Origin of the sequence: Nioella aestuarii, from assembly GCF_050896395.1 — a bacterium.
GTDB lineage: Bacteria > Pseudomonadota > Alphaproteobacteria > Rhodobacterales > Rhodobacteraceae > Nioella > Nioella aestuarii.
The window spans coordinates 62,210-86,362 of sequence record NZ_JBPBBA010000007.1 but is presented as its reverse complement, the minus strand read 5'-3'; the positions used below and the strand labels follow the sequence as shown (position 1 = coordinate 86,362).

Sequence of the window (24,153 nt, the reverse complement as noted above, 5' to 3'; positions counted from 1 at the left end):
ATGAGGCAGCCGGGTTCTATGACAAGGCGCTCGCGGCAGGGCGTCACCGCGATATCGTTGGCGGCCGGTGGGACGAAACCGGCCGGGTGCAAATGGCCGTTCTGCTGGAAGCTGGGCTAAGGCCCAACCATCACCTTCTGGATATCGGAGCAGGGTCGCTAAGGCTTGGCTGCAAGGCGGTCGAATACCTGGAGCCCGGCCACTACTGGGCCACGGATGCCTCGCGCGAGATCATGCTTGCGGGCCACGCGGCAGAACTGGCCGATCCCGCACGGCTGCCGCTTGATCACCTGATCCTCGATAGGGACTTCACCTTCCCCGGCGTTCCTCCGGTCATCACCCATGCCATCGCCTTCGCGGTCTTCCCGCATCTCGGGTTGGCCCGCCTGCAAACCGCCCTGACCAATTTGCGCGACTTTCCAATGTTGGAAAAGCTGCTGTTCACAGTGTTCCTTGCCCCTGATCTGACCTTGGCCGCCCTGCCGTTCCGGCAACGCGACGGGGTTGTGACGCATAGAGCGAAGGCGCCCTATCATCTGCTGGCGGAAGATATCGAGCAAATTGCTCTGGACACCGGCTGGAGCCTGAACCGATCCGAAACCTTGCTGCCACGCGGGCAGGTTATGTTTACCGCCACACCAACAAAGTGACCCCTGAAGGCTTGCGTGCCTTACCGGTTCTGCGCCACGATTCCCGACAGGAGGAATGTCATGTCACCCAGATCTGCCATCGCCGCTGGCGTTCTTTGCCTGTCTCTCTCATCACCAGCCCTCGCGCAACAAGAGGCCGCGATCGAGGCGATGCAGGATTACCTGATGTTCGCGGAAGAAACCGCTGGCATCATCCTTCCGCAGCAGATCGACCAGACCGTGTTCGAAAACGCGCTCTTCGTCGACACCCGCAGTGCCGCGCAACATGCCGAGGCCACCATCCCCGGCGCAATCCATATCGAATGGCGCGAGGTTCTGGACCGGATCGACGAGATCCCCGAGGACCGGATGACCATCCTGTTCTGCAACACCGGCGCGCGGTCCTCGCAGGCGACCTTTGCCCTCCGCGTGGCAGGGCGCACCAATGTGGTTGTCATGCAATCTGGCTTCGACGGCTGGCAACGGGACGCGGCCTATCACCCCTAGCTTTCGGGGTTGATCGGGCGGTTGAGCGTCCAGTCAAACGTACCCATGTCGCGTTCGCGCACCGCCTGTTTCCATCCGACCGCTTCCGACCGGGCCTTGAAGTTCAGCCCCTCGGGCGAATGGCGGGTGATCCCGTCAAACACTGTCGCCAAGCGCTGTGTGCGGGTGATCTGTTCCTCGACCGCCGAATTGATCACCATCTTCTGCATGGCCAGCTGGTTGATCGGCACTGTCGCCATGCGGCCGGCCAATGCCTCTACTTCGTCATCAAGCCGGTCATCGGGGACGGATTTCAGCACCAACCCAATCCGGGCGGCCTCAACCCCGCTGATCTTGTCGCCGGTGAACAGCATCCGCTTGGCCTGTTCCGGCCCCAGCCGATGCACCCACATCGCAGTCGTCGGGCATCCCCAAACCCGCGTCGGCATGTACCCGATCTGCGCCGTGTCCCCCATGATCGTCAAATCCGCACACAGCGCGATGTCCGATCCACCCGCGACGGCAAAGCCATGCACCTTGCAGATCACCGGTTTCATCGCCCGAAAGAGCGACATGAAGGCCTGCGTATTGGCCCACATGAATTGGAAATCCTGAATCGGATCCCAAGGCATCTCTTGCGTGATCTTGTTATCGGGATCTTGCGCGTAGTGGGCCAGATCATAGCCCGCGCAAAACGCCTTGCCCGCACCCGACAGGACCATGACATGCACGTCCCGGTCATGGTCGGCTTCTGCCACGGCAGCCGCCAGCTCGCCGGGCAGATCGTCATCTATGGCATTCATGACCTCGGGCCGGTTCAGGGTGATACGACCGATCCGACCGTCTTTTTCATAAAGCACCTTCGCCATGGCTGACCCCTCCTTGCCGTCCTGCCCCGGCAGCGTTGCGCAGGGGCAGGCAAAGGGCAAGGCCGCGGGTCAGATGACGATATTGAACTTGGCACGGACCGCGGCATCGACCTCGGGCGATATCAGGTTCGGCGCATTGGCAAGGATCGCCTTCTTCTTGGCAGTCGCGGTTTCCAGCAGCATCGGCTTGCCAGCTTCAGCCCATTCCTTGGGGCTCATCCGGTTGCCGAGCTTGGGATAAACGAAATCTGATTCCATCCGCGCCAAGGTCCGATCAGTGCCCAGGTAGTGCCCAGGCCCGCCAAGACAGACCTCTGCCATCTGGTCGAGCGCCAGCGTTTCGTCATCCACCTCGATCCCGCGCACACACCGCATTGCCTGACCGATCAAATCCTCGCTTAGGATAAGCGATTCATGACAGAAGCCGAGCAGTGAGGCATGCATCCCCGCCGCCTCGTAGATCATGTTGACGCCGGACAGCCCCGCCATGACGTTGGAACACATCTGTTCCCAACCGGCCTGCATGTCTGGAAGCTTGCTGTCCGATGCCCCCGCGGCAGAGCCGCCGGGCAGGCCATAGAACTGGTGCATCTGCGCGCAACCCGCCGTCAGCAGCGCCTGCTCGCCAGACCCGATAGACATGGCTCCGGTGCGCAGGTCCAGCCCGAAGGGCCAGGTGCCCATGATCGCCGGATGACCCGGCGCGATGGCATTCACATAGACCAGGCCCGCCAGGCATTCGGCAACGGCCTGAGTAATAGCGCCTGCAATGGTCGAGGGCGCCGTCGCCCCAGCCATCCCGGCAGACAGCAACAGGATCGGCATCCCGCCACGAATACACGCCTCCATCGTCTCGCAGCTTTCGGTTGCGAAGGTCATGGGCGGCACGACGAAGCAATTGGAGTTCGAGATAAAGGGCCGTTCTCGATAGGCCGCTTCACCCCCCGCCAGCATGTAGATCAGCTCAAAGCATTTCTCGACATGCGACGGGTCGGAAAACGAGGTGCCGATATGCTTGGTCGTACCGGCAACCGCACCGTAGATCGTGTTCAGGTCCATATCCAGGTTGTCGGGAATATCCCGGCAGACCATGGGGCGCTGGAAGAAGTGGATATTATCCAGTGCCTGCGTGATCCGGGCCGCGTCATGCAGATCCTGCGCGGTGGATTCGCGGTAGCTATTGGTTTCCACATCGACCAGATGCACGGCCGCCCCTGCCGTTCCGAAATGCGTGTTGGTGCCGGACAGGTTCAGGTCAAACTTCGGATCACGCGCACACAGGGTGATGTCGCGCGCAGCCATGGCCAAGGCATCCTCGACCAAAGCCGCCGGGAACCGCAGCCTGCCGTCATCGCCAAGAATTGCGCCCGCGCCGGTCAGAATCTCGATTCCCGAGGCAGGTGCACCGGACAGACCAATGGTTTCCAGCGCTGTCAGGGCGGCCCTGTGAATCCGCTCGATGCCCTCATCGGTCAGCGGCTTGTACACGCCGCCGGGCATACCAGGCCGAACGGACCGGGCGCTTTCGGCGGGCGGCGCCGAACGAAGGGCCTTGCGGGCCGCACGGCCACCTGAACGGCGACCACGCGATTGCGTTTCACTTGCCTCTTCCATCTTCCACTCCTTCGTTCAGCAGAAAGTCGATATCGTTACCCGAGGCCGCGCGTTTCAGCGGCTCGAAATGTCCATCTGTCAGCATTGCGGTCATGCAATCGCGGATCGCGGCATGGGTCACGCGGGCGATCTGGCTGCCGGTAGAAATCCGGCGCACGCCCATGGCGGCCAGCTCGGCCACGGTCAGGTTCTTAAAGGGCCCGGCGGCAAGCGCATTGACCGGGGCCGTGACCGAGGCCAGCACTTGCGCCAGCTCCGCCTTGCCCGGCGGGCCGGGCAGGTAGAGACAACCGGCCCCCGCGGCCTCGAACGCCTGCAGCCGGCGGATACCCTCGGCCAGGTCGTAGCTTCCGTTAATCACACCATCGGCGCGCGCAACCAGCACGAAGGGCCGGCCAAGACCGCGTGCAGCAGAGGCCGCTGCTCGGATACGCTCTACCGCCAGATCGAACCCGTATGAGGGATTGCCCGCCACCATTTGCGTATCTTCAATGCCGCAGCCCGAAAGGCCCGCCTCTGCCGCCAACCGGATGGTTTCGGCTACGCCGTCTGGGTCATCGGCAAAGCCGTTCTCAAAGTCACCCGATACCGGCAGGCCAGTCGCCGCGACGATATCTTCCGCATGGGCCAGCGCCTCGTCCTGCGTGATTGTGCCCATGTCGGGCCGTCCAAGCGTAAAGGCCTGCGCCGCCGAGGACGTGGCAAGCGCCTGCGCGCCCATGGCCGCCATCATCCGGGCAGACCCGATATCCCATGGGTTCGGGATCACGAAGCAGCCCGAGCCATGCAGCGCCGCAAAGCGGTCGTGGCGGGCGGCCAGTGTCATGCCTTCACCCGTTCGGCCTTGGGGTCATACATCGGTTTCAGGCTGGCAATCGCCTTGTGCCGCTTACCCGCGATCTCGATCTCGTAGGACGATGCCAGCACATCTGCCGCGCTTTCCCCTTCGCAGGGCACATAGCCAAGCCCCACAGCCGCGCCCAGATAGTGGCCGTAATTGCCAGAGGTCAGATAGCTGACCATCTTGCCGTCCCGGATCACCGCCTCGTTGTGGAACAGCATCGGTTCAGGATCTTCCAGCAGGATCTGTACCAGCCGCCGCTGCAATCCCTCTTCACGCTTTTTCAGCACAGCCTCGCGCCCAATGAAGTCACCCTTGTCGGTCTTGACCGCAAAGCCAAGCCCCGCCTCCAGCACATGATCCTCATCTGTGATGTCATGACCAAAGTGGCGGAACGCCTTTTCGGTGCGGCAAGAATCCAGCGTGTGCAGACCGCACAGCTTCAGGCCCATTCCGGCGCCAGCTTCCTCCAGCGCCTCGAATACATGGGCCGCCATGTCGGAGGACACGTAAATCTCCCAGCCAAGCTCGCCCACGTAAGTCACGCGATGCGCGCGTGCCAGGCCCATACCGATCTCGATCTCTCGCGCCATACCGAAGGGATGCGCCTCGTTCGAGAAATCATCGGGGCTGACGGCCTGCATCAGATCACGCGATTTCGGGCCCATGACGCACAGCACCGCCTCTGCCGCCGTCACATCGGTGATAACAACGAACTCATCCCCCAGATGCCGTCGCATCCAGGCGAGATCGCGTTGAAGCGTCGCCCCCGGCACGATGAGGAAGAAGGCCGTGTCAGACAGCCGGGTTACGGTCAGATCGCATTCGATGCCACCGCGTTTGTTCAGCATCTGAGTGTAGACGATCTTGCCGGGCGCGACATCCATATCGGCGCCGCACAGCCGTTGCAGATAGGCCAGCGCGTCGCGCCCCTCGACCCGGATCTTGCCGAAGCTGGTCATGTCGAAAAGGCCCACGCCCTCGCGCACCGCCATGTGTTCGGCCTTGTGGTTCGCAAACCAGTTCTGGCCTTTCCAGTCGTAGCGGTATTCGCGTTCCTGACCGTCAAAGGCGAACCAGTTGGCCCGTTCCCACCCGGCCATTTCCCCGAATACGGCACCGCGCGCCTTCAGGTGCTCATGCAGCGGCGACCGGCGCACCCCGCGCGAGGTGACAACTTGCCGATAGGGGTAGTGATCGGCATAGAGCAGACCGAGTGTCTCGCTGACCCGTTCCTTCAGATACCTGCGGTTCTTCTGGAACGGCTGCGCCCGGCGAATATCGGACTCCCAAAGGTCGAAGGGCGGCTCGCCATCTTCCATCCACTGCGCCAGCGCCATCCCGGCACCACCCGATGACACGATCCCGATAGAGTTATACCCCGCCGCGACCCAGTAACCCTTCAGCTCGGGCGCTTCACCCAGATAGTAGCGGTCATCGGGGGTAAAGCTTTCCGGCCCGTTGAAGAAGGTATGGATTCCCGCCGTCTCGAACATCGGCATACGGTTCATTGCCATGCCAAGGATAGGCTCAAAGTGGTCAAAATCCTCGGGCAGGCTGTCAAAACAGAAATCCTCAGAGATACCGTCCATGCCCCATGGCTTCGCCTTCGGTTCAAACGCGCCGAGCATCATTTTGCCCGCGTCTTCCTTGTAGTAGGCACATTCATCCGGCACCCGCAGCACTGGCAGACGGTTCAAACCCTCGATCGCCTCGGTCACAAGATAGAAGTGCTCGCACGCATGAAGCGGCAGGGTCACGCCAGAAGCCGCCGCAAGGTTTCGGCCCCACATACCGCCGCAGTTCACCACCAGATCGGCAGCGATATGCCCGGCATCGCCACCGCTTTCCCAATCGACGCCGGTGACTGCGCCATTTGCCTGCGTCACACCGGTTACCTTCACGCCCTCGATCACCTGCGCACCGCGCATCCGGGCGCCCTTGGCCAGCGCCATGGCAATGTTGGCCGGGTCGCATTGGCCATCAAGTGGCAGATGTACCGCGCCCACAACGTCCGAGACATTGAGATGCGGATACATCTCCTTCACTTGCTCGGGCGAGATTTCAGCCACATCCACGTCAAAGGCCCGCGCGAGTGTCGCCTGACGAAGGATTTCCTCGTGCCTGTGCTCGGTCAGGGCAACCGTGATCGACCCGTTCTGCCGCATACCCGTCGCGACGCCCGTCTCTTCCTCCAGCTTCACGTAGAGATCGGCGGAATACTTTGCCAGCCGGGTGGCATTCTGGCTCCCGCGCAACTGACCGATAAGGCCCGCCGCGTGCCAAGTGGTGCCGCAGGTCAGGACCTTGCGTTCCAGCAGGACGATGTCTTTCCAGCCCAGTTTTGCCAGGTGATAGGCAACCGAACAACCGGACACACCACCACCGATAATGACGACACGGGCATGGGATGGGATCTTGGACATCTGACTTTCCTTAGATGATCGTGTGGCCAGCGGCGGTCAGCCGCCGGGCAAGTTCGGCAATATGGGCGGGGCCAACTTCGCAGCAGCCCCCGACAATCGTGGCCCCGGCATCAACCCAACCCATGGCGAAATCAGCGTATTCAACAGGGCCGAGATCCTTGCGTGCGGTCAGCGCATCCACAGTCGGGCGATCCTCTAAAAAGCCATCCGATATCCGGGTGAACCCATTGGCGTAGGCCCCCGTCGGCAGGCCGAGCGGTGTAAGGATGTCCAGGGCTGCGGCGATCGCCTCGGGGCGGGAACAGTTGACCAGCAGGGAGTCTGGCTGGAATTCCTTCACCACCGGCGCCAGGTCGCTAAGCGCTTCGCCCGACCGCAATCGCGTGCCGTCCTCGTCGTCGACCGAAACCGACAACCAGACCGGTAGTTTGGTTCCGGCGCAGCCTGCCAGCGCCCCGCGCGCCTGAAGGATCGAGGACACCGTTTCGATGAGAAAGAGATCAACCCGCCGCTCCATCATCTGCACATGTTCTGCATAGGCTGCGGCGGCTTCCTCCTCAGGCGGGCAGAGGTCAGGCCGGTATGATGCGCGCAGCGGCCCAAGCGACCCGGCAATCTGGCCGCCGCCATGCGCATCGCGCGCCGCTTCCGCCTCGGCCAGAGCCGTTTCGATGAGATCGGCAAAGTGATCTTCCAACCCCTCTGGGCGCAACCGGTCGCGCAAAACGCAATATGTGTTGGTGGTGGCGATGGTCGCCCCCACGTCGAAGTAGTCGCCATGCACGGCGCGCACCAGCTCCGGCCGATCCAGCATCACCGATGTGGACCAAAGCGGCGTCGGACGGGCCCCGGCGCGATGCACCAGCTCCTGCCCGATGGACCCGTCCAGAAGGGTGATCTGCGTCAAGTACGCAACCTTTCGTTTTCCGGATCCCACAGCGGGCGATCTTCCTGCACCACGGCGCGGCATTTCTCGCCGTAGATCTCCACTTCCAGTTCGGTGCCCGGCACCGCCAGATCAGCCCGCACCATGCCAAGCGCAACCGAGGCATTCACCCGATAACCCCACGCGCCAGAGGTGGTTTCCCCCACGATCTCATCGCCATGCCACAGGCAGGACATGTAGGGCGCGTCGCAATCTCCGGCATCAACCAGCAGCGTCACGAAGCGCTTCTTCGAGCCTTGCTGTTTTTCGGCCATCAGGGCGGCCTTGCCGATAAAGTCCTGAGGCTTATCCAGCTTTACGAAACGATCCAGCCCACCTTCGAACAGGCTGTAATCGGTGGATAGATCGCCCTTCCACGCGCGATAGCCTTTCTCGATCCGCAGGCTGTTCAGCGCCCACATGCCGAAGGGCTTGGCGCCTGCATCAATGATCGCCTGGTAGATCGCGGGCATATCCTCGTTCTGGGCATGGACTTCCCATCCCAGTTCACCGGTAAAGGACACGCGGATCAGGAACGCGGGCTTGCCGGCAACCGTCGCGTGCTGATGGGTTAGCCAGCCTTGGCTTAGGTCCGCATCGGTCAGCCCCGCCAACACATCGCGTGACGTCGGCCCCGCAACGATCAGGCAGTCCCGGTCGCGGGTGGTTTCCGTGACGGTGACACCCTCGGGGACGGAATTCTTCACAAGCTCGCCATCATGCCATTGCGCCGTGGCAGCGGTGATCAGGACGAAGCTATTTTCCTCCAGCCGGACACAGCTCATCTCCGTCAGGATGCGGCCGCGGTGGTCAGAGACATAGATCAGGCCGATCCGACCGATCTTGGGAATACCCCCCGTACAGAAGCCGCGCAGCCATTCGTCTGCGCCGTCGCCCTTGACCCAGAAGCGCGAGAAGCCCGGCAGGTCCAGCACGCCACAGGCATCGCGCACGGCTTCGCATTCTTCCTTGATCCGTTGTTCCCACGGACCAGACCGGCCCCAGGTGTGGGTGCTTTCCTCGCTGGTGTCATCGCCGGGCTGCGCGAACCAGTTGGCCCGTTCCCACCCGTTATAGTCGCCCATCACACCGCCAAGCGCGGTCACCTTGTCATGGACGGGCGACAGCTTGCGATCCGGCGCGGCGGGCCAGCGATGCCAGGGGAAATGCATGGCATATTCGTTGCCATAAACCTCCATCCCTTTGGCCACGCAGTATTCGTGGTCGGTGTAGTCTGTATAGCGGCGCGGATCGACGGCCCACATGTCCCATTCGGTTGCGCCATCGACGATCCATTCGGCCAGCACCTTGCCAGCCCCGCCCCCTTGGGCGATGCCGAAGGTAAACACGCACGCCTCGAACGCGTTTTTAACGCCGGGCATCGGACCGATCAGCGGCAAGCCATCAGGCGCGTAGGGAATGGGGCCGTTGATGATGCGGCTGATCCCGGCAGTGGCAGCCAGCGGAACGCGCTCCATCGAATCCGCAACGATGTCCTCGATCCTTTCCAGATCATCCGTCCAAAGCTGGAAGCTGAAATCATTTGGCACCTCATCAGGCGACCCTGCCCATTCCGCCTTACAGTTCGGCTCATAAGGGCCGATGTTGAAGCCATGCTTTTCCTGCCGGAAGTAGTAGGAGACATCGACATCCCGCAGAAGCGGCAGCTTGCGGCCGTTCTCGTTGCTCCAGGCTTCGACCTCGGGCACCTCATCGGTCAGCACATACTGATGGCTCATGACCATCATCGGAACAGTGCGCCCACCATAGGGCTTGAACCATTCCCCGACTTGCTGCGCGTAGTACCCCACCGCGTTCACGACGTATTCACAGGCGATGTCACCCTTGTCGGTGTGGACGATCCAACTGCCATCCTCTTTCTGGGTCACGCCGGTCGCGGGGCAGAAGCGGATAATTTTCGCGCCCATCTCGCGCGCGCCCTTTGCCAGGGCCTGCGTCAGCTGCGCGGGGTCAATATCGCCGTCGGAAGGATCGAACAGCGCGCCTTCCAGATCGTGAATTTCAAGGAAGGGGTAGCGTTCCTTCGCCTGTTCGGGCGTCAGCATCTCCATCCCGATGCCCTGATAGCGGCCCATGGCGCAGGCGCGCTCGAATTCCTGCATCCGTTCCTTCGTATGCGCCAGACGGATAGACCCGGTCTGGTGGTAGTTCATCGGGTAGTCCACCTCTTCGCCCAAGCGCGCATAAAGCTCGGTCGAATAACGCTGCATGTTCATGATCGCCCATGAGGTCGAGAAGGTCGGCACGTTCCCCGCCGCGTGCCATGTCGATCCCGCCGTCAATTCGTTCTTTTCCAGCAGCACGCAGTCGGTCCAGCCCTTCTTGGCCAGATGATAGAGGCTCGACGCACCAACGGCACCGCCCCCGATGATGACGACCTTTGCGGATGTGGGAAAATCGGCCATGGCGGATCCTTCTTAGTAGACGGGGGGTGAGATCACCCAGATTGCAACGGCGGGCTCGTCATACGGATTGGCCCAACGGTAAGACTGATCGCGCACGCGAAAACTGTCGCCGGCGCGGATGGTGAAAGCGTCGTCATCGAGCCAGATGTCCAGCTTGCCCGACATGACGAAAGCAAGTTCCTGTGTGGGGCGCGATGTCCGTTCCATCCGGCTTGAACCCGGCTGAAAGGTCGAATGCACCACTTCGAAGGAGTCGGTCAGATCAGGGGACAGCAGCGTTTCGATCAGTCCGCCATCCTGTTCGCCCACGGTCCGGCGATTGGCAGCGCGCACCACGCGGCCCATTTCGTTTTCCGGACCCGTGGCCTTTCCAAAGAACAACGACAACGGCACTTCATAGATCTTGGCGATGTCACGCAGATCGCTGACGCGTGGGGTGGAAATGTCGCGTTCCACCTGGCTGATCCAGCCAACCGATTTGCCCAACCGCAGGGCCATATCCTCCAGCGTCATCCCACGCAGCTTGCGCAGGGATCTGAGGTCAGCTCCGAGGGAAGGGTGTTGCATCAGTGAGTCGGGCCCGTGAAATTCTGTGGAAAACCTTCACAATGGCCGCGTGAAATTGTCAAAGGTTTTTTCATTCGCTCTAAAAATAAGGGAGAATGCGACACAGTCGGCGTCGTTTTTGGAAAACTTTAAAGGTTCAGGATTGCTTAGCCGCTTCGCCCAAACCAGCGAAACACCAGCGGTGCCGAGAATATCACCAGCACGATCCGCACGATATGCGTGAGCGAGACATAGGCGATGTCGCCGCCCATGGCGAAGGCCAGCAGGCTCATTTCCGTCAGCCCTCCGGGGGAATACGCAAGAAAGGCCTGGCTTAGATCTGTGTCCGTCAGCGCCGCCACCACGGCGGCAAAGCCCACCCCGGTGATCAGCATTCCGATGGTCGAGAAAACCCCAAGGAACAAGTCTTGCCCCACTTCGCGCGCGGTCGCACCGATGAAGCGGCACCCAATGACAGTTCCCATCACGACCTGCGCCGCGATGACCAGAACCGTGGGCGGGGGCACATCTACGATATGAAAGAAATGCGCAATGCCGGACAAAAGCATGGGCCCCAGCACCGCCGCCGCAGGCAGGCGCAGCAGCTTGCCCACATAGACGCCCGCTACCGCGCAGATTGCCAGTACGGCGTAATCCTTCAACCCCAACTCCCAAAGCCCGACCCAAACGGCACTTCCCTGCCCGCCAGAGGTCACGCCCAGTATCAATCCGAAGAACAGCGCCACAAAGCCAATGACCAACAGGATACGGCTGGCATGGGCAAGCGCGATGCGTTTCTCATCCCCGCCCTGTTCGGCTCCTAGGATCAGCATCTCGTTCAGACCGCCAGGCATGGCGCTGAAATAGGCGGTGACCGGGTCGTATTTGCCAATGAAGCGATAGAACAGGAACGACGCCCCGGCAGCCACGATCAGGAAGGGCGGCAGAACAAGGAAACTTATGGCCCAATCGCCAAGCGCATCGACAATCTCAGGCGTGACGCCAGACCCCAGCATCACCCCGATGACCGGAATCACGATGGGGCGCAGCTTGGCTGGTGGGGCTGTGGGTGCGTGCAGGATGGCCGCGATGGTGTTGCCGATCATCGGCCCCAGCATCCAAGGCAGGGGCATTCCGATCAGAAAGGCGAAGATACCCGATGCGATGCCGATCAGCAGGGCGAGCGCCGTGCGCGCAGATGTCGATTGAAGGATGGTGCCGGAACTCAAACCGGACCGCCGGCCAAATGCCGCTCGCCCCGAGCCTTCGCAAGCTCGATCTGTTTCTGGCGCTCGCGGAAACGCGCCCGATCGGCATCCGTATGCTCGCTCAGGCAGTGATGGCAGGAGACCCCATGTTCATAATCAGGCCGTTTCGTATCTTCGGGCAGCAGCGGACGACGGCAAGCCCGGCACAGCAGATGCGGCCCCTCTTTCAGCCCATGCCCCACGGAAACCCGTTGATCGAACACGAAACACTCACCATGCCAGAGGCTGTCCTCTTCCGGCACATCCTCCAGATACTGAAGGATACCGCCCTTGAGGTGATAGACCTCCTCAACCCCCTGCTCGATCAGGTAGTTGGTGGATTTCTCGCAGCGAATGCCGCCGGTGCAGAACATCGCAATCCGCTTGTTGTGGAAGCGGTCCTTATTCTCGGCCCACCAGGCGGGAAATTCACGGAAAGTGGTGGTTTCCGGATCAACCGCGCCTTCGAAGGTGCCGATGGCAATCTCGTAGTCATTGCGCGTATCGATCACTGCCACATCGGGGGAGGAAATCAGCGCATTCCAATCGGCGGGGCGCACGTAATGCCCAACCTTCGCCTTGGGGTCCACGTCGGGCACGCCCATTGTCACGATCTCTTTCTTGAGCCGCACTTTCATACGGGCGAAAGGCGCATCAGTCGCCGTGCTCTCTTTCCATTCCAGATCTGCACAACCGGGCAGCGCACGGATATGCGCGAGCACGGCATCAATCCCCGCACGCGGCCCTGCGATGGTGCCGTTGATCCCCTCATGCGCGATCAGCAGTGACCCGCGTACATCGCTCGCCTCGCACAGGTCGCGCAACGGCGCGCGCAGGGCGTCGGGATCTTCGAACCGGGTGAAATGATAGAGCGCTGCAATGGTAAACATGTCCATCTCTTACACCCGGCCCAACACCGCCTTCAAGTCGCCACGCTTGATCGGACAGGGCCAAGAGGTCACACTGATCTGATCAATCAGGGGGCATGACATGAAGTCCGAAACGGCACTCGACGCGATTGGTAAAACACCCATGGTTCGGCTCGCAGGGTTCGAGCCGCCAGGCGGGGCCGAGATCTGGATCAAGCTGGAAGGCGGCAATCCGACCGGATCCTACAAGGACCGGATGGCCGTTTCCGTCCTGACCCGAGCGATGGAACGGGGCGATCTGAAGCCTGGTGACCGTGTGGTGGAATATACTGGCGGCAGCACCGGCACGGCGCTTGCCTTCGTCTCGGCAGTTCTGGGCCTACGCTTTACGGCGGTGTTTTCAGATGCGTTTTCCGACAGCAAGCGCCAGGCAATGGCGGCCTTCGGGGCCGAAGTCCTTGTCGAGCCCTCGGATGGCACAATCACACCAGAGCTGATCCAGCGCATGAAGACCCGCGCCTATGGGCTGGCCGGCGAACCCGGCAGTTACTACGCCGACCAATTCGGGTCCCCTGACGTGCGCGCGGGCTATGTGCCGATGGGGCATGAAATTGCCGCCGATCTGGGGCACGTGGATATGCTTGTCGCTGCCGTTGGCACCGGGGCGGCCATGATGGGTACGGTGGACGGGCTGGCCGCGGCGGGACAAACCCCTGATGTGATCGCGTTGGAACCGCTGCAATCTCCGCTCCTGACGACCGGCACCGGTGGCCCGCACAAGGTGGAAGGCATCGGTGTTGGGTTTGAGCCACCTTTCCTCGATCGGTCGCGCCTGTGCGATATCCGAACCGTCGATCAGGACGCAGCCTTTGACATGTGCCGCAGGCTGGCGGCTGAGGCGGGTGTGCTCGGCGGCGGGTCGACCGGGCTCAACGTCGTTGCAGCAATAGAGCTGGCAAAAGAGCTTGGCCCCGGCAAGCGCGTCGTCACCATCGCCTGTGACACAGGTGCGAAATACCTGGGTGGCCATATCTACGGCTAAGGCGGGCTATTCGCGGGCGAGGAACTCCAGAATAGCCTCCATCTGCTCGGCCCAGGTGGGATCCGGTGCAAGGCAGATCGTATTCGCGCTTTCGACGACGTGAAATTCAGCCCCCGGTATGCCTGCCGCGATCATGCGCGCCTCGGCCAGCGGGTGAAGGCTGTCATTGCGCGGATGGACGACCAGAGTTGGCGTCCTGACCGCCGCAAGCCAGTCACGCGCGTCGAACCTGTCAATTGCCACCCGGCTGTGCAGCGCATCCTCGCCCGAACAAGCCCCCGCGACCAGCTCGATGAACCGTGTGGCATCCTCGTAGCTCAGCGTCGGAAGGGCCATTGTCGCCCAGGCTCTCATGAACCCATTTTGCGGATCACCCCACCCACTGCCGTGAAGCAGCAAAATGAACGGATCCTCGCCCGGCTTGCTCTGCTTGTCGCCGCGCACCGCGCGCCCGCGCGCGTAACCGCCCTGAATAACCAAACGGCTGACCCGATCCGGGTTTTCAGCAGCAAAGCGGATCGAGACCGGTGCGCTATTGAGATTGGCGAGGATTGCGAACCGCTCTAACCCGGCAGAGTCGGCCACGGCGACAAGATCTTCCACATGGCGTTGCATATCATGATCATCGCCTGCGCCATCAGATAGACCCGCACCCCGGATATCGTAGCGGATGAGCTTGTGCCGCGCCCCGAGCGCATCGAAGCTGGGCCGGTAGAACGGGCTGTTCCATTCAAGTTCCAGATGCGACACGTGATGCGTGGCCCGCAAAAGCGGTGTGCCATCTGGCGACCCCGAGATCGCATAGGCAAGCTGCGTACCATCGGCAGAGGTTGTGTATCGGATCGTCTGGTTTGCCGGTGGGTCTGGTGTAAATGACGGCGCCGGCGCAGCGGCTGGCTCGGCAGGCTTCACCGGCACGACCAGTTCAATCCCCCTGCGTGGCACGGTGCGGATCACTGCCTGCGCCTTGCCATCATCGCCAACAGCCGTCCTTGCGGCATTGATGCGGGCGCTGATCGTCGCCTCTGACACAATGCGCCCGCCCCAGACCTGTTCGATCAGCTGATCGCGCGACACAAGCTTTCCTGCGTTCTCGGCCAGCACCCGCAACAAGTCGAAAACCTGCGGTTCAACCGGCTGCGGAGCACCGCCGCGATACAGCTTGAAGCTGTCGGTATCCAGCAGGCAATCGGCAAATTCATAACGCATCGGCGGGGCAATCTCCTTTTCTTGAAAGGATTGAAGGTTTCCCGCCATTTAGCAAGGGATTTGCCCCGCAGATCCTTACAGCCCCAAAGCATCCAGCATTCGGTATTTTGCCACGGTTGCAGCAACGCCCAACCGGCGCAGTCTGTGAAACGGGATCGGCCTTGGGTCGGTCACGGGGAAGTCCAACTCTGCCTCTGGCCGTCCCGCCGCCCATTCCGCCATCAGCTTGCCCATGGCTGTGGCCTGCGCCACGCCGCGGCCGTTATAGCCAAGCCCCGCCATCATCCCGGACCCCATGCGCACCAGGCGCGGGTAGTGATCTGGCGTCACCGCAATGAACCCGCCCCAGGCGTGCCGCCAGCCAAAGGGGGCCAGTTGCGGATACATCTTCACGCTGACTTGTCGCAGAGCCTCCATCCGTGCCAGCGTTGCCCGGTCGCCATAGGCCCCGCGCCCACCCATGATGAACCGCCCCGCGGCATCCATGCGGAAATAGAGCAACAGCCGCCGCAGATCCGATGGCGCTTGCCGCCCCGGCAGGATGCTGGCCGCGATCTCTGGCGGCAGCGGGTCGGTCGCCACCTGCACGGACCGGACCGGCACCACCTCTTGCGCCAAAGGCGGGGCCAAGCCGTCCGTATAGCCATTGGTGCAGAGAAGGACTTTGCGCGACCGGACAGAGCCACGCTCCGTCCTCAAAAGGTGGCGATCCCCCTCCTGCCCGGCGCTGATCACACGTGATCCACCGTGCACGGAGGCCCCCGCCCGCAACGCGGCATCTGCCAGTCCCAGCGCATAGTTCAGCGGGTTCAGATTGCCGCCCCGCATGTCGATCAACCCACCGGCATAAACGCCTGTCCCCAGCATGGACGCCAGCGCGTCCCGTTCCAGAAAGCGCAGATCCGCACCGCGCCTTTGCCATTGCGCAACCTTGCCGTGAATATCCCTGAGCGTCGCGTCATTGTGGGCAGCCCTGATCCACCCCACGGGCCGCGCGTCGCACTCAATTCCGTGGCGAGCGATCAGATCGAAGACCATCTGCCCCGACAGCCCCATATAATCCACCATCCGCGCGCCTATGTCGGCGCCGAACCGCGCCTCGACCTCATCCGGATCGACATAGAGCCCAGGATCGACCTGCCCGCCATTACGCCCCGACGCGCCCCATCCGGGGCTTTCGGCCTCCAGCACCACGGCGCGAAGGCCCGCCTCAGCGGCATGGAGCGCAGCCGACAGCCCCGTGAACCCGCCCCCGACGATGGCCACATCCGCCTCCACCTCTCGCACCAGCGGCGGGCAGTCGGGCGCGGGGTTTGCCTTGGCGCTCCACAGGCTGTCAGCGATGACGGGGCGTTCGTTGGCGATCATGTTGGGCACCTCTCTGCCCGACACCGAACACGCGCACGGCCCGCCGGTCAATCGCCGTTACACGCCCACGCCCGCAAAGCGCACGCCGCTCAGGTCCGCCATGTCCTTTTTCCAACTGGTCAGATCATCCTCGCGCAATCCCGAAAGGCTGTCATGCCCGCAAGCCCGCGCCAGCACCTGCATCAGCTCCACCGAGGCCCCGAAGAACCGCGCCAGCCTCTCGGCGCTGACCTGCACGTCGATCCGCCGGCGCAGCTCCGGCTTTTGCGTAGCGATCCCGGCGGGGCAATTGTTGGTGTTGCACATGCGCGCTGCCACACAGCCCACTGCCTGAATGGCCGAGTTTGACACCGCCACCGCATCCGCGCCAAGCGCCATCGCTTTGGCGAAATCCTCGGCCACCCGCAGCCCGCCGGTGATGACCAGCGTCACCTCGCGCCCTGTGCTCGCATCCAGATGCCGCCTTGCGCGGGCCAGCGCCGGAATGGTCGGCACCGAGATATGGTCGCGGAAAATCAGCGGCGCGGCCCCCGTTCCCCCACCCCGCCCGTCGAGAATGATGTAGTCTGCGCCGGCCTCCAGCGCGAAGTCGATATCGGCCTCGATATGATTGGCCGACAGTTTGAACCCAATCGGAATGCCGCCGGACCTCTCCCGCACCTCATCGGCCAGCTTTGCGAAATCGGCAGGCGTGGTCAGATCGGGAAAGGTCGAGGGCGAAATAGCGTCCTGACCCTTCTCCAGCCCGCGCACCTCGGCGATCTTGTCCGTCACCTTGTTGCCGGGCAGATGCCCGCCAGTGCCGGTCTTGGCGCCCTGCCCACCCTTGAAGTGAAAGGCTTGCACCCGTTCCACCAGTTCCGGCCGCCAGCCGAACCGGGCGGAAGCGAGTTCATAGAAATAGCGTGAATTCTCCGCCTGCTCCTCTGGCAACATGCCACCCTCGCCCGAACATATCCCTGTGCCTGCCAGTTCCGCCCCACGCGACAGGGCAACCTTGGCCTCCAACGACAATGCGCCAAAGCTCATGTCGGACACGAATAGCGGGATATCCAGCTCCAGCGGTTTCGCCGCGCGTGGCCCAATCACCACCTTCGTCGATACAGGCGCATTGTCCAGCAACGGCTTGCGCGCCATCTGCGCAGGCAGGATTTGCAGGTCATCCCAATGCGGCAGATCCTTTCGCGGAACGCCCATAGCCCCCATCTCACCGTGATGACCAAGCTTGCTCAGCCCGTCGCGCGCCAGCGCGTGAATGCGGGCGACCGTGGGCTCCTCGGGCGTGGGTTCCGCCGTGGGCGCATCGCTCTTAGGCGGGGGCGAAGCATCGCCGGGTTCCAGCCCCTCCAGCTTGGTATGGGTTCCGTCGCAGAATGGCACGTTTCCCGTCGCCTTGCAGCGGCACAGGAACGCTGTCCCCGTTTCCTCGGCCTTGAACGAGACGGGAGTGATCCCGGTCCCCCGATGCGATCCGTCGCAGAAGGGCTGGTTCTTGGACCGCCCGCAGCGGCACCAAGTATAGCTCTCGCCTTCGGTCAGCTCGACCTTGGCAGGGCTTTTTGCGGCGATGATGGGTGTCTCGGACATTGGGGATCTCCTGCTTGCGGCTTGCATCAGCCTAGAGCGCGCGTCCTTTGCGTCAAAGCCTCAGCCGCGCACAGCCGCTGTTCACCCCGGTTCGCGCCCCACCCGCATTGACGGGCAGCGCCTGCCTGACTACCCCTTGAGGGACCCCAGATAGGAGCCCGCCATGCACGCCCTCATCGTCATCGACGTCCAGAACGATTTCTGCCCCGGAGGCGCCTTGGCGGTGCCAGAGGGCGACGTGATTGTTCCCGGCATCAACGCGCTGATGGGCGATTTCGACGCCGTGATCCTGACGCAGGACTGGCACCCGTCGGGCCATTCCTCTTTCGCCTCGTATCACGGGGCCGAGCCAATGACCCTGACCGAGATGCCTTACGGCCCTCAGGTTCTGTGGCCAGATCACTGTGTGCAAGGCACCCCCGGCGCGGAATTCCACAGCGATCTGCTGACCGCCCGGGCTGACCTGATCATCCGCAAGGGCTACAACCCCGCGATCGACAGCTACTCGGCGTTTTTCGAGAACGACAAGACCACGCCCACAGGGCTGGAAGGCTACCTGCGCACACGGGGTATCGACACGCTCACCATGGTGGGCCTCGCCACCGATTTCTGCGTCAACTACTCCGCCGTCGATGCCGCCCGGTTGGGGTTCACCGTGACCGTCCGCCAGGACCTCTGCCGTGCAATTGATTTCGACGGCTCGCTGGAGGCCGCGCTGGAGGGGATGGCGCAGGCGGGCGTCGCCCTAGCATGAGCGTGCGTTTCCGCACCGCCCGCGCAGACGAGATGCCACTTGTCCTGTCCTGGGCCGCAGCCGAGGGGTGGAACCCCGGGCCTGATGATGCGGCGGCTTTCTACGCCAGCGACCCCCAAGGTTTCTTCGTGGCCGATCCGGGCAACGGCCCCATCGCCGCGATCTCGGTTGTAAACCATTCCGACGATTTCGCGTTCCTGGGCCTCTATCTCTGCCTGCCCGAGCATCGCGGCAAGGGGATCGGCTTCGGCCTCTGGCAGCACGCACTTACCCATGCCGGGGCACGCAGTGTCGGCCTCGACGGGGTGCCCGCGCAGCAGGACAACTACCGCAAATCGGGATTTGTGCTCGCCGGGCAGACCTTTCGCTTCGAAGGGCAGATTCCGGCGGATCATGGGGTGGGGCTGCGCCCTGCATCCGCAGGCGACAGGGACCGGCTCTGCCAGGCCGAGGCCCGTGCCAACGGCTATGCCAAGCCTGCCTTCATGAAGGCTTGGACGCAAGACAGCGACAGCCGCCGGACCCTATTGCACGGCACTTCCTTCGCCACCATCCGCCGTTGCGAACGCGGCGCCAAGATAGGGCCGCTGGTCGCAGACAACCTCGATGACGCGCGGGCGCTGTTGATGGCAATCGCAGCGGCATATCCCGCAGGTCCATTCATCATTGACGTTCCTGACGACCAGTCCGGGCTAACCTCGCTTTGCAGGGAATGGGGGATGGAGGCAAGCTTCAACACCGCCCGCATGTATCGCGGCCCCGCACCCAAACCCGGCCCTGGCATCCGCTCCATCGCCACGCTGGAGCTGGGCTAACCCCGCACGCGTCGGCACCGATCCGAGCAATAGCGCACTTCGTCCCAGACCTTCGCCCATTTCTTTCGCCACGCAAACGGACGGCCACAGGTGGCACAAATCTTGGTCGGCAGATGGAGTTTCTTGTGGGCCATTGCAGTGAAGCTAGCGCGGAGCGCATACGCGGCAATGACGAGGGCTCGGTTTGGCCTCCATCCCCGAACGTCATTGCCGACGCGCGCGGTGGCGATGCTGACATTCGACCAATGCGCTCTATGCCTGCCACATCCGCAAGACCTCAACCGTCTCGCAAACATCCCCCAGATCGCCTCTGCGTCGGGGCGCGTCGGCGATGGCGCAGCGCCTGCGGCTTGATTCCGCGCGGACCACGGTCACGAGAGGTCAGAGAGGTTCTTCTTCAAACCCGGTCCCTGCTTCAGCCCAAAACCCCCGTTCGCCACAGCGTCACCTTTAGCCCACCATGCGCCACCGGCGGTTCTGTCGGCAGCCAAGGCAGCCCGGTCGCCTTGGCCAGCCCGCCATCGCTTGTCACCAGCCCCACACGCCAGCCGCTGAACCGCTCCAGCAATGTCTTGCCAAGCGCGCCGTAGACCGAGAACAGCAGTTTGCGGTTGCCGATGCGCTCGCCATAGGGCGGGTTGACGATGACCAGGCCGGGCGGCCCCTCTGGCGGTTCCAGATCGCTGACTGCCTGCCGGGCAAACTGGCAATAGCCTCCGACACCCGCCCGCTCCGCATTCTCGGTGGCGTTCTTCACCGCGCCCGCATCCCGGTCAAACCCGTAGAACCGGGCCTGTGGTGCCACCAACCTTGCCCCTGCCTTCATCGCTGCAAAGGCATCGGCATCGAACCCGGCCAGCCCCTCGAACGCGAAGCCCCGCGACCGGCCCGGATAAAGCCCTGCCGCGATCTCGGCCGCCTCAATCGGGAACGTCCCCGACCCACACATCGGATCGACCACCGGTTCCGTCCCGTCAAACCCGCATTGCCGCAAAAACAGCGCCGCCAGGTTTTCGCGCATCGGGGCCTTGCCCACGGCGGGCTTGTGCCCGCGTTTGTGCAGCGCTTCGCCGGTGGCATCCAGGCTGATCGTGCACAGGTCATCGTCGATGCGCACCTTCACCACCACTTCGGCCGTATCGCTGATCTCGGCCCCTAGCGTTTCCTTGATCGCGGTGCTGACCCGCTGTGTCGCGGCCCCCGCGTGATAGATCTTCGACTTTCGGCAGGTCGCCTCCACCTTTACGGGACTGTCCGCCCGCAGCACCGACGCCCAATCGACCTTGCGCGCCCGCTTGTCCAGCTGCGCCAGATGCATCGCCCGAAACTCTGCCACCCGGACCAGCACCCGCGCTGGTCCTCTCAGCACTAGGTTCGCGCGCCAGACCTCGGGCCAACCGCCCTTGATCTCGACACCCCCTTGCACCGCGCGGGGATCGGCAAAGCCCTTGTCCCGCGCCTCCTCGGCCAGAACAGGTTCCAGCCCCGGCGGGGCCACAAGGAAGATGTCAAACATGTCGCTCATGCCGGCCTGCCTAGCTCCTTTCCCGCAGACAGGCGAGGGATTTCCGCCAATCTGCGCCAGGCACCTCACATTTCTGTGAACCATTTTGCTTCATCGTTCGACAGACCCCTACACGCCAACAGAATGCGTGATTTTTTGAGAGAAGAGGATTTTGATATGACCCGTTACTTCGCCATTGCCGCCGCCGCCCTAAGCCTAACGGCTTCGACCACCGCCCCCGCTTCAGCAGACCCGATCACTTCGCTCGAAGGCTGCTACGAGGCTGTTATCAACTGGTGCAACGAAAACTTCCCAGAGCATGACTGCTCCAATTCAAGCGGTCTCGATGACTGCGACGAGGAATTCGGCAACCTCGCCGGCACCCCTGGTTTTGATCGCCCCGGCCCGTCCATGCCCGGCGAGACGTTGCAGCGCCTGATCGTGGCAGGCCGCGCGGTGATGATCCTGAACCCCGATGGCCGCGAAGGCGAGGGCCGGGATGGGGGTTCGCAAGCCTCCAGCGCCGCCCGCGGCTGATCCCACGCAACTCCTCCAACGCCCCGTCCCACCCGGCGGGGCGTTTTCTTTGCGGATACGCTTGCCCTCCCCCTGCCCGCTTTGCTCTAACAGACGTTGCGTACAGGAGTATCCCAATGGTCGACATCGCCACCCGCGTCTATAACCACAAGTGGAAGATCGACCCGATCGTCCGGTCCCTGATCGACACCGATTTCTACAAGCTGCTGATGTGCCAGTCGGTGTTCCGCAACAAGCCCGACACGCAAGTCACCTTCAGCCTCATAAACCGCACCACCCGCATCCCGCTGGCCGAACTGATCGACGAGGGCGAGCTGCGCGAACAGCTGGACCACATCCGCTCCCTTTCCCTCGCGCGCGGCGAAAGCACCTGGATGCGGGGCAACATGTTCTACGGCAAGCGCCAGATGTTCACGCCCGAATTCATGGACTGGTTTGAAAACCTGCGCCTGCCCGCCTACCACCTCGAAAAACGCGACGGGCAGTATGAGCTGACCTTCGAAGGCAACTGGCCCGAGGTCATGCTGTGGGAAATCCCCGCGCTCGCCGTGCTGATGGAGCTTCGGGGCCGCGCCGTCCTGCAACATATGGGCAAGTTCGAGCTGCAGGTGCTCTACGCCCGCGCCATGACGCATCTGTGGCAGAAGGTCGAACGCCTGCGCCACCTGCCCGACCTGCGCATCGCCGATTTCGGCACCCGCCGCCGCCATTCCTACCTGTGGCAGGACTGGTGCGTGCAGGCGATGATGGAGGGGCTGGGGGACAAGTTCATCGGAACCTCCAACTGCCTCATCGCCATGAAGCGCGATATCGAGGCGATCGGGACGAACGCCCATGAACTGCCCATGGTCTACGCCGCGCTAACCGAGACCGACGCCGACCTCGCCCGCGCGCCCTATGACGTGCTGGCCGACTGGCATGAGGAGCATTCGGGCAACCTGCGCATCATCCTGCCCGACACCTACGGGACGGAAGGCTTCCTGAAAAACGCCCCCGACTGGCTGGCAGGCTGGACCGGCATCCGCATCGATTCAGGCGACCCCGCGACGGGGGCCGAGATCGCCATCGACTGGTGGACGTCGCGCGGCGAGGACCCGCGCCAGAAACTCGTCATCTTCTCCGACGGGCTGGACGTGGAAAAGATAGAGGAGCTTCAGGCCCAATTCGCAGGCCGCGTGCGGGTGTCCTTTGGCTGGGGGACGCTGCTGACCAATGATTTCCGGGGTCTGGTCCCCGACGACGCGCTGGCGCCGTTTTCACTGGTGTGCAAGGCGGTGGCCGCCAACGGGCGGCCCACGGTGAAGCTCTCGGACAACCCCGAGAAGGCCATGGGGCCAGCGGACGAGATCGCTCGGTATAAACGGGTGTTCGGGGTGGGCGAGCAGGAACGGGTGGAGGTTGTGGTATGAAGAACTACCCAACGAAAGGAAAGTTCTCGATTGCCTTGTAGATCGCCTGCGCGATTGTTGTTGCATTCTTAGCGTTCTTTGCTCCTCTCTCTACTAGCTTTTCAAGCTCTTCTGTCTTTGCCTTGGCTTGGTCGACGGCAGCCCTCGCTACTGGTTCGCTCTGTGACTTTGACGCCGCCTCTAAAGATTGAAGGACCTCGGACACTTCATCACCGTCAAATCCAACTTCGCTTGAGAGTGCTAGAAAAAGCTTCTCAAGTTCTTTTATCTTATCGGAGTCCACCAACTGAGTACTCAGATCGGCAAAAAGTTCGCACTCGCAATTCTCGTTATTTCCACAAACTGGGCAACCCGCCAAGTAGTATTCTATAAAAGAGTCATCCACATTGCCCTCAGGAAAACTTAATCCCCAAGCAGAAAGTAACCATGCGAAAAGGTCCGCGAACTCCTCTGCAACCGCATCAATCGACTTTCTTCCAGAAAGGTATCTGGTTGCTGCCTCGTGGACCTCCGCGAGTTCCTCTTGCATTTTAGAGGTAAGTTGCCATGGGCCAATTGCATCCCATTTGTAGGCGTTGCCAGGGTAAATGATGGCAAGTCGCTCGCAGTGCGATTGGAAGTCTGCTTTCTTTTCGCGTTTAATCTGTTCTGCGCGATAAAACAATTCTTCAGGTATCTTGTAGGCCTTTATTCCGATGGCTGGTTTTTTTCCAGTCCATCTGCATTTGCATGGGGCAACAACGCAATATGGGCAGATATCGGGATGTCGCTTTATTAAGGAAACTTCAACATCAACCTCAAGCTTGTTGGCCAACGCAAGTAGCCATGAAATTGAGCGAATGAATTCCTCGACAGACGGCGAATTTTTACATAGAGATTTACACAGGTATCCTAAGTGCCTTGTAGCATAGCCAAAAACATAAGAAAAATCTCTATTATCATTTGGATAGAGATCTAGAATAAACTTCTGAGCATCGGAAATTGAAGCTATATCTGAAATCTTCACTGTTTAGCCCTCGAAACGATAAGTCTACCATGACGAAGCATCGC

General features: G+C 62.1%; 22 protein-coding genes. 7 read left to right on the top strand and 15 right to left on the bottom strand.

All coding sequences use genetic code 11. The features are described from left to right. Positions 1-92: 92 nt before the first annotated feature. Positions 93-650 carry a class I SAM-dependent methyltransferase gene (locus ACROHD_RS06750; protein WP_432676627.1) on the top strand — a complete coding sequence of 186 codons (558 nt, stop codon included), beginning with the start codon at positions 93-95 and terminating at the stop codon, positions 648-650. Between the two features lie 60 nt (positions 651-710). Then, the gene (locus ACROHD_RS06745; protein ID WP_432676626.1) at positions 711-1,136 is read left to right on the top strand and encodes a rhodanese-like domain-containing protein; all 426 of its coding nucleotides are present in this window, start codon (positions 711-713) and stop codon (positions 1,134-1,136) included. Here the strand turns inward: ACROHD_RS06745 and ACROHD_RS06740 are convergent. The 9 genes from ACROHD_RS06740 to trhO all read right to left on the bottom strand — a co-directional run bounded on the left by ACROHD_RS06740 (position 1,133) and on the right by trhO (position 12,899). After that, positions 1,133-1,984 carry a crotonase/enoyl-CoA hydratase family protein gene (locus ACROHD_RS06740; RefSeq protein WP_432676625.1) on the bottom strand — a complete coding sequence of 284 codons (852 nt, stop codon included), beginning with the start codon at positions 1,982-1,984 and terminating at the stop codon, positions 1,133-1,135. The two genes, ACROHD_RS06745 and ACROHD_RS06740, sit on opposite strands and share 4 nt — an antisense overlap. Positions 1,985-2,053: 69 nt before the next feature. Then, complete coding sequence (locus ACROHD_RS06735) at positions 2,054-3,598, bottom strand: trimethylamine methyltransferase family protein (RefSeq protein WP_432676624.1); 1,545 nt, start codon at positions 3,596-3,598, stop codon at positions 2,054-2,056. Continuing rightward, positions 3,582-4,424, bottom strand: a complete 843-nt coding sequence (locus tag ACROHD_RS06730; protein WP_432676623.1) for an isocitrate lyase/PEP mutase family protein — start codon at positions 4,422-4,424, stop codon at positions 3,582-3,584. Before ACROHD_RS06730 ends, ACROHD_RS06735 begins: the two co-directional genes overlap by 17 nt. Beyond that, entirely contained in the window at positions 4,421-6,865 is a 2,445-nt protein-coding gene (locus tag ACROHD_RS06725; protein ID WP_432676622.1) for a GcvT family protein, read from the bottom strand. The genes ACROHD_RS06730 and ACROHD_RS06725 overlap by 4 nt, the downstream gene beginning before the upstream one ends. Before the next feature lie 10 nt (positions 6,866-6,875). Next, positions 6,876-7,772 (bottom strand): homocysteine S-methyltransferase family protein, encoded by an 897-nt coding sequence (locus ACROHD_RS06720; RefSeq protein ID WP_432676621.1) that lies wholly within the window; start codon positions 7,770-7,772, stop codon positions 6,876-6,878. Then, the gene (locus ACROHD_RS06715) at positions 7,769-10,216 is read right to left on the bottom strand and encodes a GcvT family protein (RefSeq protein ID WP_432676619.1); all 2,448 of its coding nucleotides are present in this window, start codon (positions 10,214-10,216) and stop codon (positions 7,769-7,771) included. Before ACROHD_RS06715 ends, ACROHD_RS06720 begins: the two co-directional genes overlap by 4 nt. A 12-nt stretch (positions 10,217-10,228) precedes the next feature. After that, positions 10,229-10,783 carry a helix-turn-helix domain-containing protein gene (locus ACROHD_RS06710; protein WP_432676618.1) on the bottom strand — a complete coding sequence of 185 codons (555 nt, stop codon included), beginning with the start codon at positions 10,781-10,783 and terminating at the stop codon, positions 10,229-10,231. Positions 10,784-10,929: 146 nt separating this feature from the next. Further along, positions 10,930-11,991, bottom strand: coding sequence for an AbrB family transcriptional regulator (locus tag ACROHD_RS06705; RefSeq protein ID WP_432676616.1), 1,062 nt, complete (start codon positions 11,989-11,991; stop codon positions 10,930-10,932). Further along, positions 11,988-12,899, bottom strand: coding sequence for an oxygen-dependent tRNA uridine(34) hydroxylase TrhO (trhO, locus tag ACROHD_RS06700; RefSeq protein WP_432676615.1), 912 nt, complete (start codon positions 12,897-12,899; stop codon positions 11,988-11,990). The genes ACROHD_RS06705 and trhO overlap by 4 nt, the downstream gene beginning before the upstream one ends. A gap of 100 nt (positions 12,900-12,999) precedes the next feature. Between trhO and ACROHD_RS06695 the strand changes: the two genes are divergently transcribed. Next, the gene (locus ACROHD_RS06695) at positions 13,000-13,920 is read left to right on the top strand and encodes a PLP-dependent cysteine synthase family protein (protein WP_432676613.1); all 921 of its coding nucleotides are present in this window, start codon (positions 13,000-13,002) and stop codon (positions 13,918-13,920) included. Positions 13,921-13,926: 6 nt separating this feature from the next. Here ACROHD_RS06695 and ACROHD_RS06690 read toward each other — a convergent pair whose 3' ends face one another. The 3 genes from ACROHD_RS06690 to ACROHD_RS06680 all read right to left on the bottom strand — a co-directional run bounded on the left by ACROHD_RS06690 (position 13,927) and on the right by ACROHD_RS06680 (position 18,084). Further along, positions 13,927-15,129, bottom strand: coding sequence for an alpha/beta hydrolase (locus ACROHD_RS06690; RefSeq protein WP_432676612.1), 1,203 nt, complete (start codon positions 15,127-15,129; stop codon positions 13,927-13,929). A gap of 75 nt (positions 15,130-15,204) precedes the next feature. After that, positions 15,205-16,497: an NAD(P)/FAD-dependent oxidoreductase gene (locus tag ACROHD_RS06685; protein WP_432676611.1), complete on the bottom strand. Its 1,293-nt coding sequence runs from the start codon at positions 16,495-16,497 to the stop codon at positions 15,205-15,207. A 57-nt stretch (positions 16,498-16,554) separates the two neighbouring features. Further along, positions 16,555-18,084: a glutamate synthase-related protein gene (locus ACROHD_RS06680; protein WP_432676609.1), complete on the bottom strand. Its 1,530-nt coding sequence runs from the start codon at positions 18,082-18,084 to the stop codon at positions 16,555-16,557. A gap of 163 nt (positions 18,085-18,247) precedes the next feature. On the opposite strand from ACROHD_RS06680, the gene pncA reads away from it, so the two are divergent. Both pncA and ACROHD_RS06670 read left to right on the top strand, forming a co-directional pair. Continuing rightward, on the top strand, positions 18,248-18,838 hold the full coding sequence (pncA, locus tag ACROHD_RS06675) for a bifunctional nicotinamidase/pyrazinamidase (RefSeq protein WP_432676608.1): 591 nt from the start codon (positions 18,248-18,250) through the stop codon (positions 18,836-18,838). Continuing rightward, positions 18,835-19,653, top strand: a complete 819-nt coding sequence (locus ACROHD_RS06670; RefSeq protein WP_432676607.1) for a GNAT family N-acetyltransferase — start codon at positions 18,835-18,837, stop codon at positions 19,651-19,653. Before pncA ends, ACROHD_RS06670 begins: the two co-directional genes overlap by 4 nt. Here the strand turns inward: ACROHD_RS06670 and ACROHD_RS06665 are convergent. Continuing rightward, positions 19,650-19,787, bottom strand: a complete 138-nt coding sequence (locus tag ACROHD_RS06665; RefSeq protein ID WP_432676605.1) for a DUF2256 domain-containing protein — start codon at positions 19,785-19,787, stop codon at positions 19,650-19,652. The genes ACROHD_RS06670 and ACROHD_RS06665 overlap by 4 nt on opposite strands. Before the next feature lie 281 nt (positions 19,788-20,068). Next, a complete protein-coding gene (locus tag ACROHD_RS06660) occupies positions 20,069-21,178 on the bottom strand; it encodes a THUMP domain-containing class I SAM-dependent RNA methyltransferase (RefSeq protein ID WP_432676603.1) in 1,110 nt (369 codons plus the stop codon). 156 nt (positions 21,179-21,334) lie between these two features. Here ACROHD_RS06660 and ACROHD_RS06655 point away from each other — a divergent pair, with 156 nt between their 5' ends. Next, entirely contained in the window at positions 21,335-21,694 is a 360-nt protein-coding gene (locus tag ACROHD_RS06655; protein WP_432676602.1) for a hypothetical protein, read from the top strand. Positions 21,695-21,810: 116 nt separating this feature from the next. Next, a complete protein-coding gene (gene pncB, locus ACROHD_RS06650; RefSeq protein ID WP_432676600.1) occupies positions 21,811-23,103 on the top strand; it encodes a nicotinate phosphoribosyltransferase in 1,293 nt (430 codons plus the stop codon). A gap of 4 nt (positions 23,104-23,107) precedes the next feature. On the opposite strand, the gene ACROHD_RS06645 is transcribed toward pncB, so the two are convergent. Further along, on the bottom strand, positions 23,108-24,109 hold the full coding sequence (locus tag ACROHD_RS06645; RefSeq protein WP_432676599.1) for a nucleoside triphosphate pyrophosphohydrolase family protein: 1,002 nt from the start codon (positions 24,107-24,109) through the stop codon (positions 23,108-23,110). Between the last annotated feature and the right edge of the window lie 44 nt (positions 24,110-24,153).

Coding starts and splice junctions, on each gene's coding strand:
- ACROHD_RS06750 (WP_432676627.1), top strand. CDS start 93: ATGGCCGTTCTGCTGGAAGCTGGGCTAAGGCCCAACCATCACCTTCTG.
- ACROHD_RS06745 (WP_432676626.1), top strand. CDS start 711: ATGTCACCCAGATCTGCCATCGCCGCTGGCGTTCTTTGCCTGTCTCTC.
- ACROHD_RS06740 (WP_432676625.1), bottom strand. CDS start 1,984: ATGGCGAAGGTGCTTTATGAAAAAGACGGTCGGATCGGTCGTATCACC.
- ACROHD_RS06735 (WP_432676624.1), bottom strand. CDS start 3,598: ATGGAAGAGGCAAGTGAAACGCAATCGCGTGGTCGCCGTTCAGGTGGC.
- ACROHD_RS06730 (WP_432676623.1), bottom strand. CDS start 4,424: ATGACACTGGCCGCCCGCCACGACCGCTTTGCGGCGCTGCATGGCTCG.
- ACROHD_RS06725 (WP_432676622.1), bottom strand. CDS start 6,865: ATGTCCAAGATCCCATCCCATGCCCGTGTCGTCATTATCGGTGGTGGT.
- ACROHD_RS06715 (WP_432676619.1), bottom strand. CDS start 10,216: ATGGCCGATTTTCCCACATCCGCAAAGGTCGTCATCATCGGGGGCGGT.
- ACROHD_RS06710 (WP_432676618.1), bottom strand. CDS start 10,783: ATGCAACACCCTTCCCTCGGAGCTGACCTCAGATCCCTGCGCAAGCTG.
- trhO (WP_432676615.1), bottom strand. CDS start 12,899: ATGTTTACCATTGCAGCGCTCTATCATTTCACCCGGTTCGAAGATCCC.
- ACROHD_RS06695 (WP_432676613.1), top strand. CDS start 13,000: ATGAAGTCCGAAACGGCACTCGACGCGATTGGTAAAACACCCATGGTT.
- ACROHD_RS06690 (WP_432676612.1), bottom strand. CDS start 15,129: ATGCGTTATGAATTTGCCGATTGCCTGCTGGATACCGACAGCTTCAAG.
- ACROHD_RS06685 (WP_432676611.1), bottom strand. CDS start 16,497: ATGATCGCCAACGAACGCCCCGTCATCGCTGACAGCCTGTGGAGCGCC.
- ACROHD_RS06680 (WP_432676609.1), bottom strand. CDS start 18,084: ATGTCCGAGACACCCATCATCGCCGCAAAAAGCCCTGCCAAGGTCGAG.
- pncA (WP_432676608.1), top strand. CDS start 18,248: ATGCACGCCCTCATCGTCATCGACGTCCAGAACGATTTCTGCCCCGGA.
- ACROHD_RS06670 (WP_432676607.1), top strand. CDS start 18,835: ATGAGCGTGCGTTTCCGCACCGCCCGCGCAGACGAGATGCCACTTGTC.
- ACROHD_RS06665 (WP_432676605.1), bottom strand. CDS start 19,787: ATGGCCCACAAGAAACTCCATCTGCCGACCAAGATTTGTGCCACCTGT.
- ACROHD_RS06660 (WP_432676603.1), bottom strand. CDS start 21,178: ATGAGCGACATGTTTGACATCTTCCTTGTGGCCCCGCCGGGGCTGGAA.
- ACROHD_RS06655 (WP_432676602.1), top strand. CDS start 21,335: ATGACCCGTTACTTCGCCATTGCCGCCGCCGCCCTAAGCCTAACGGCT.
- pncB (WP_432676600.1), top strand. CDS start 21,811: ATGGTCGACATCGCCACCCGCGTCTATAACCACAAGTGGAAGATCGAC.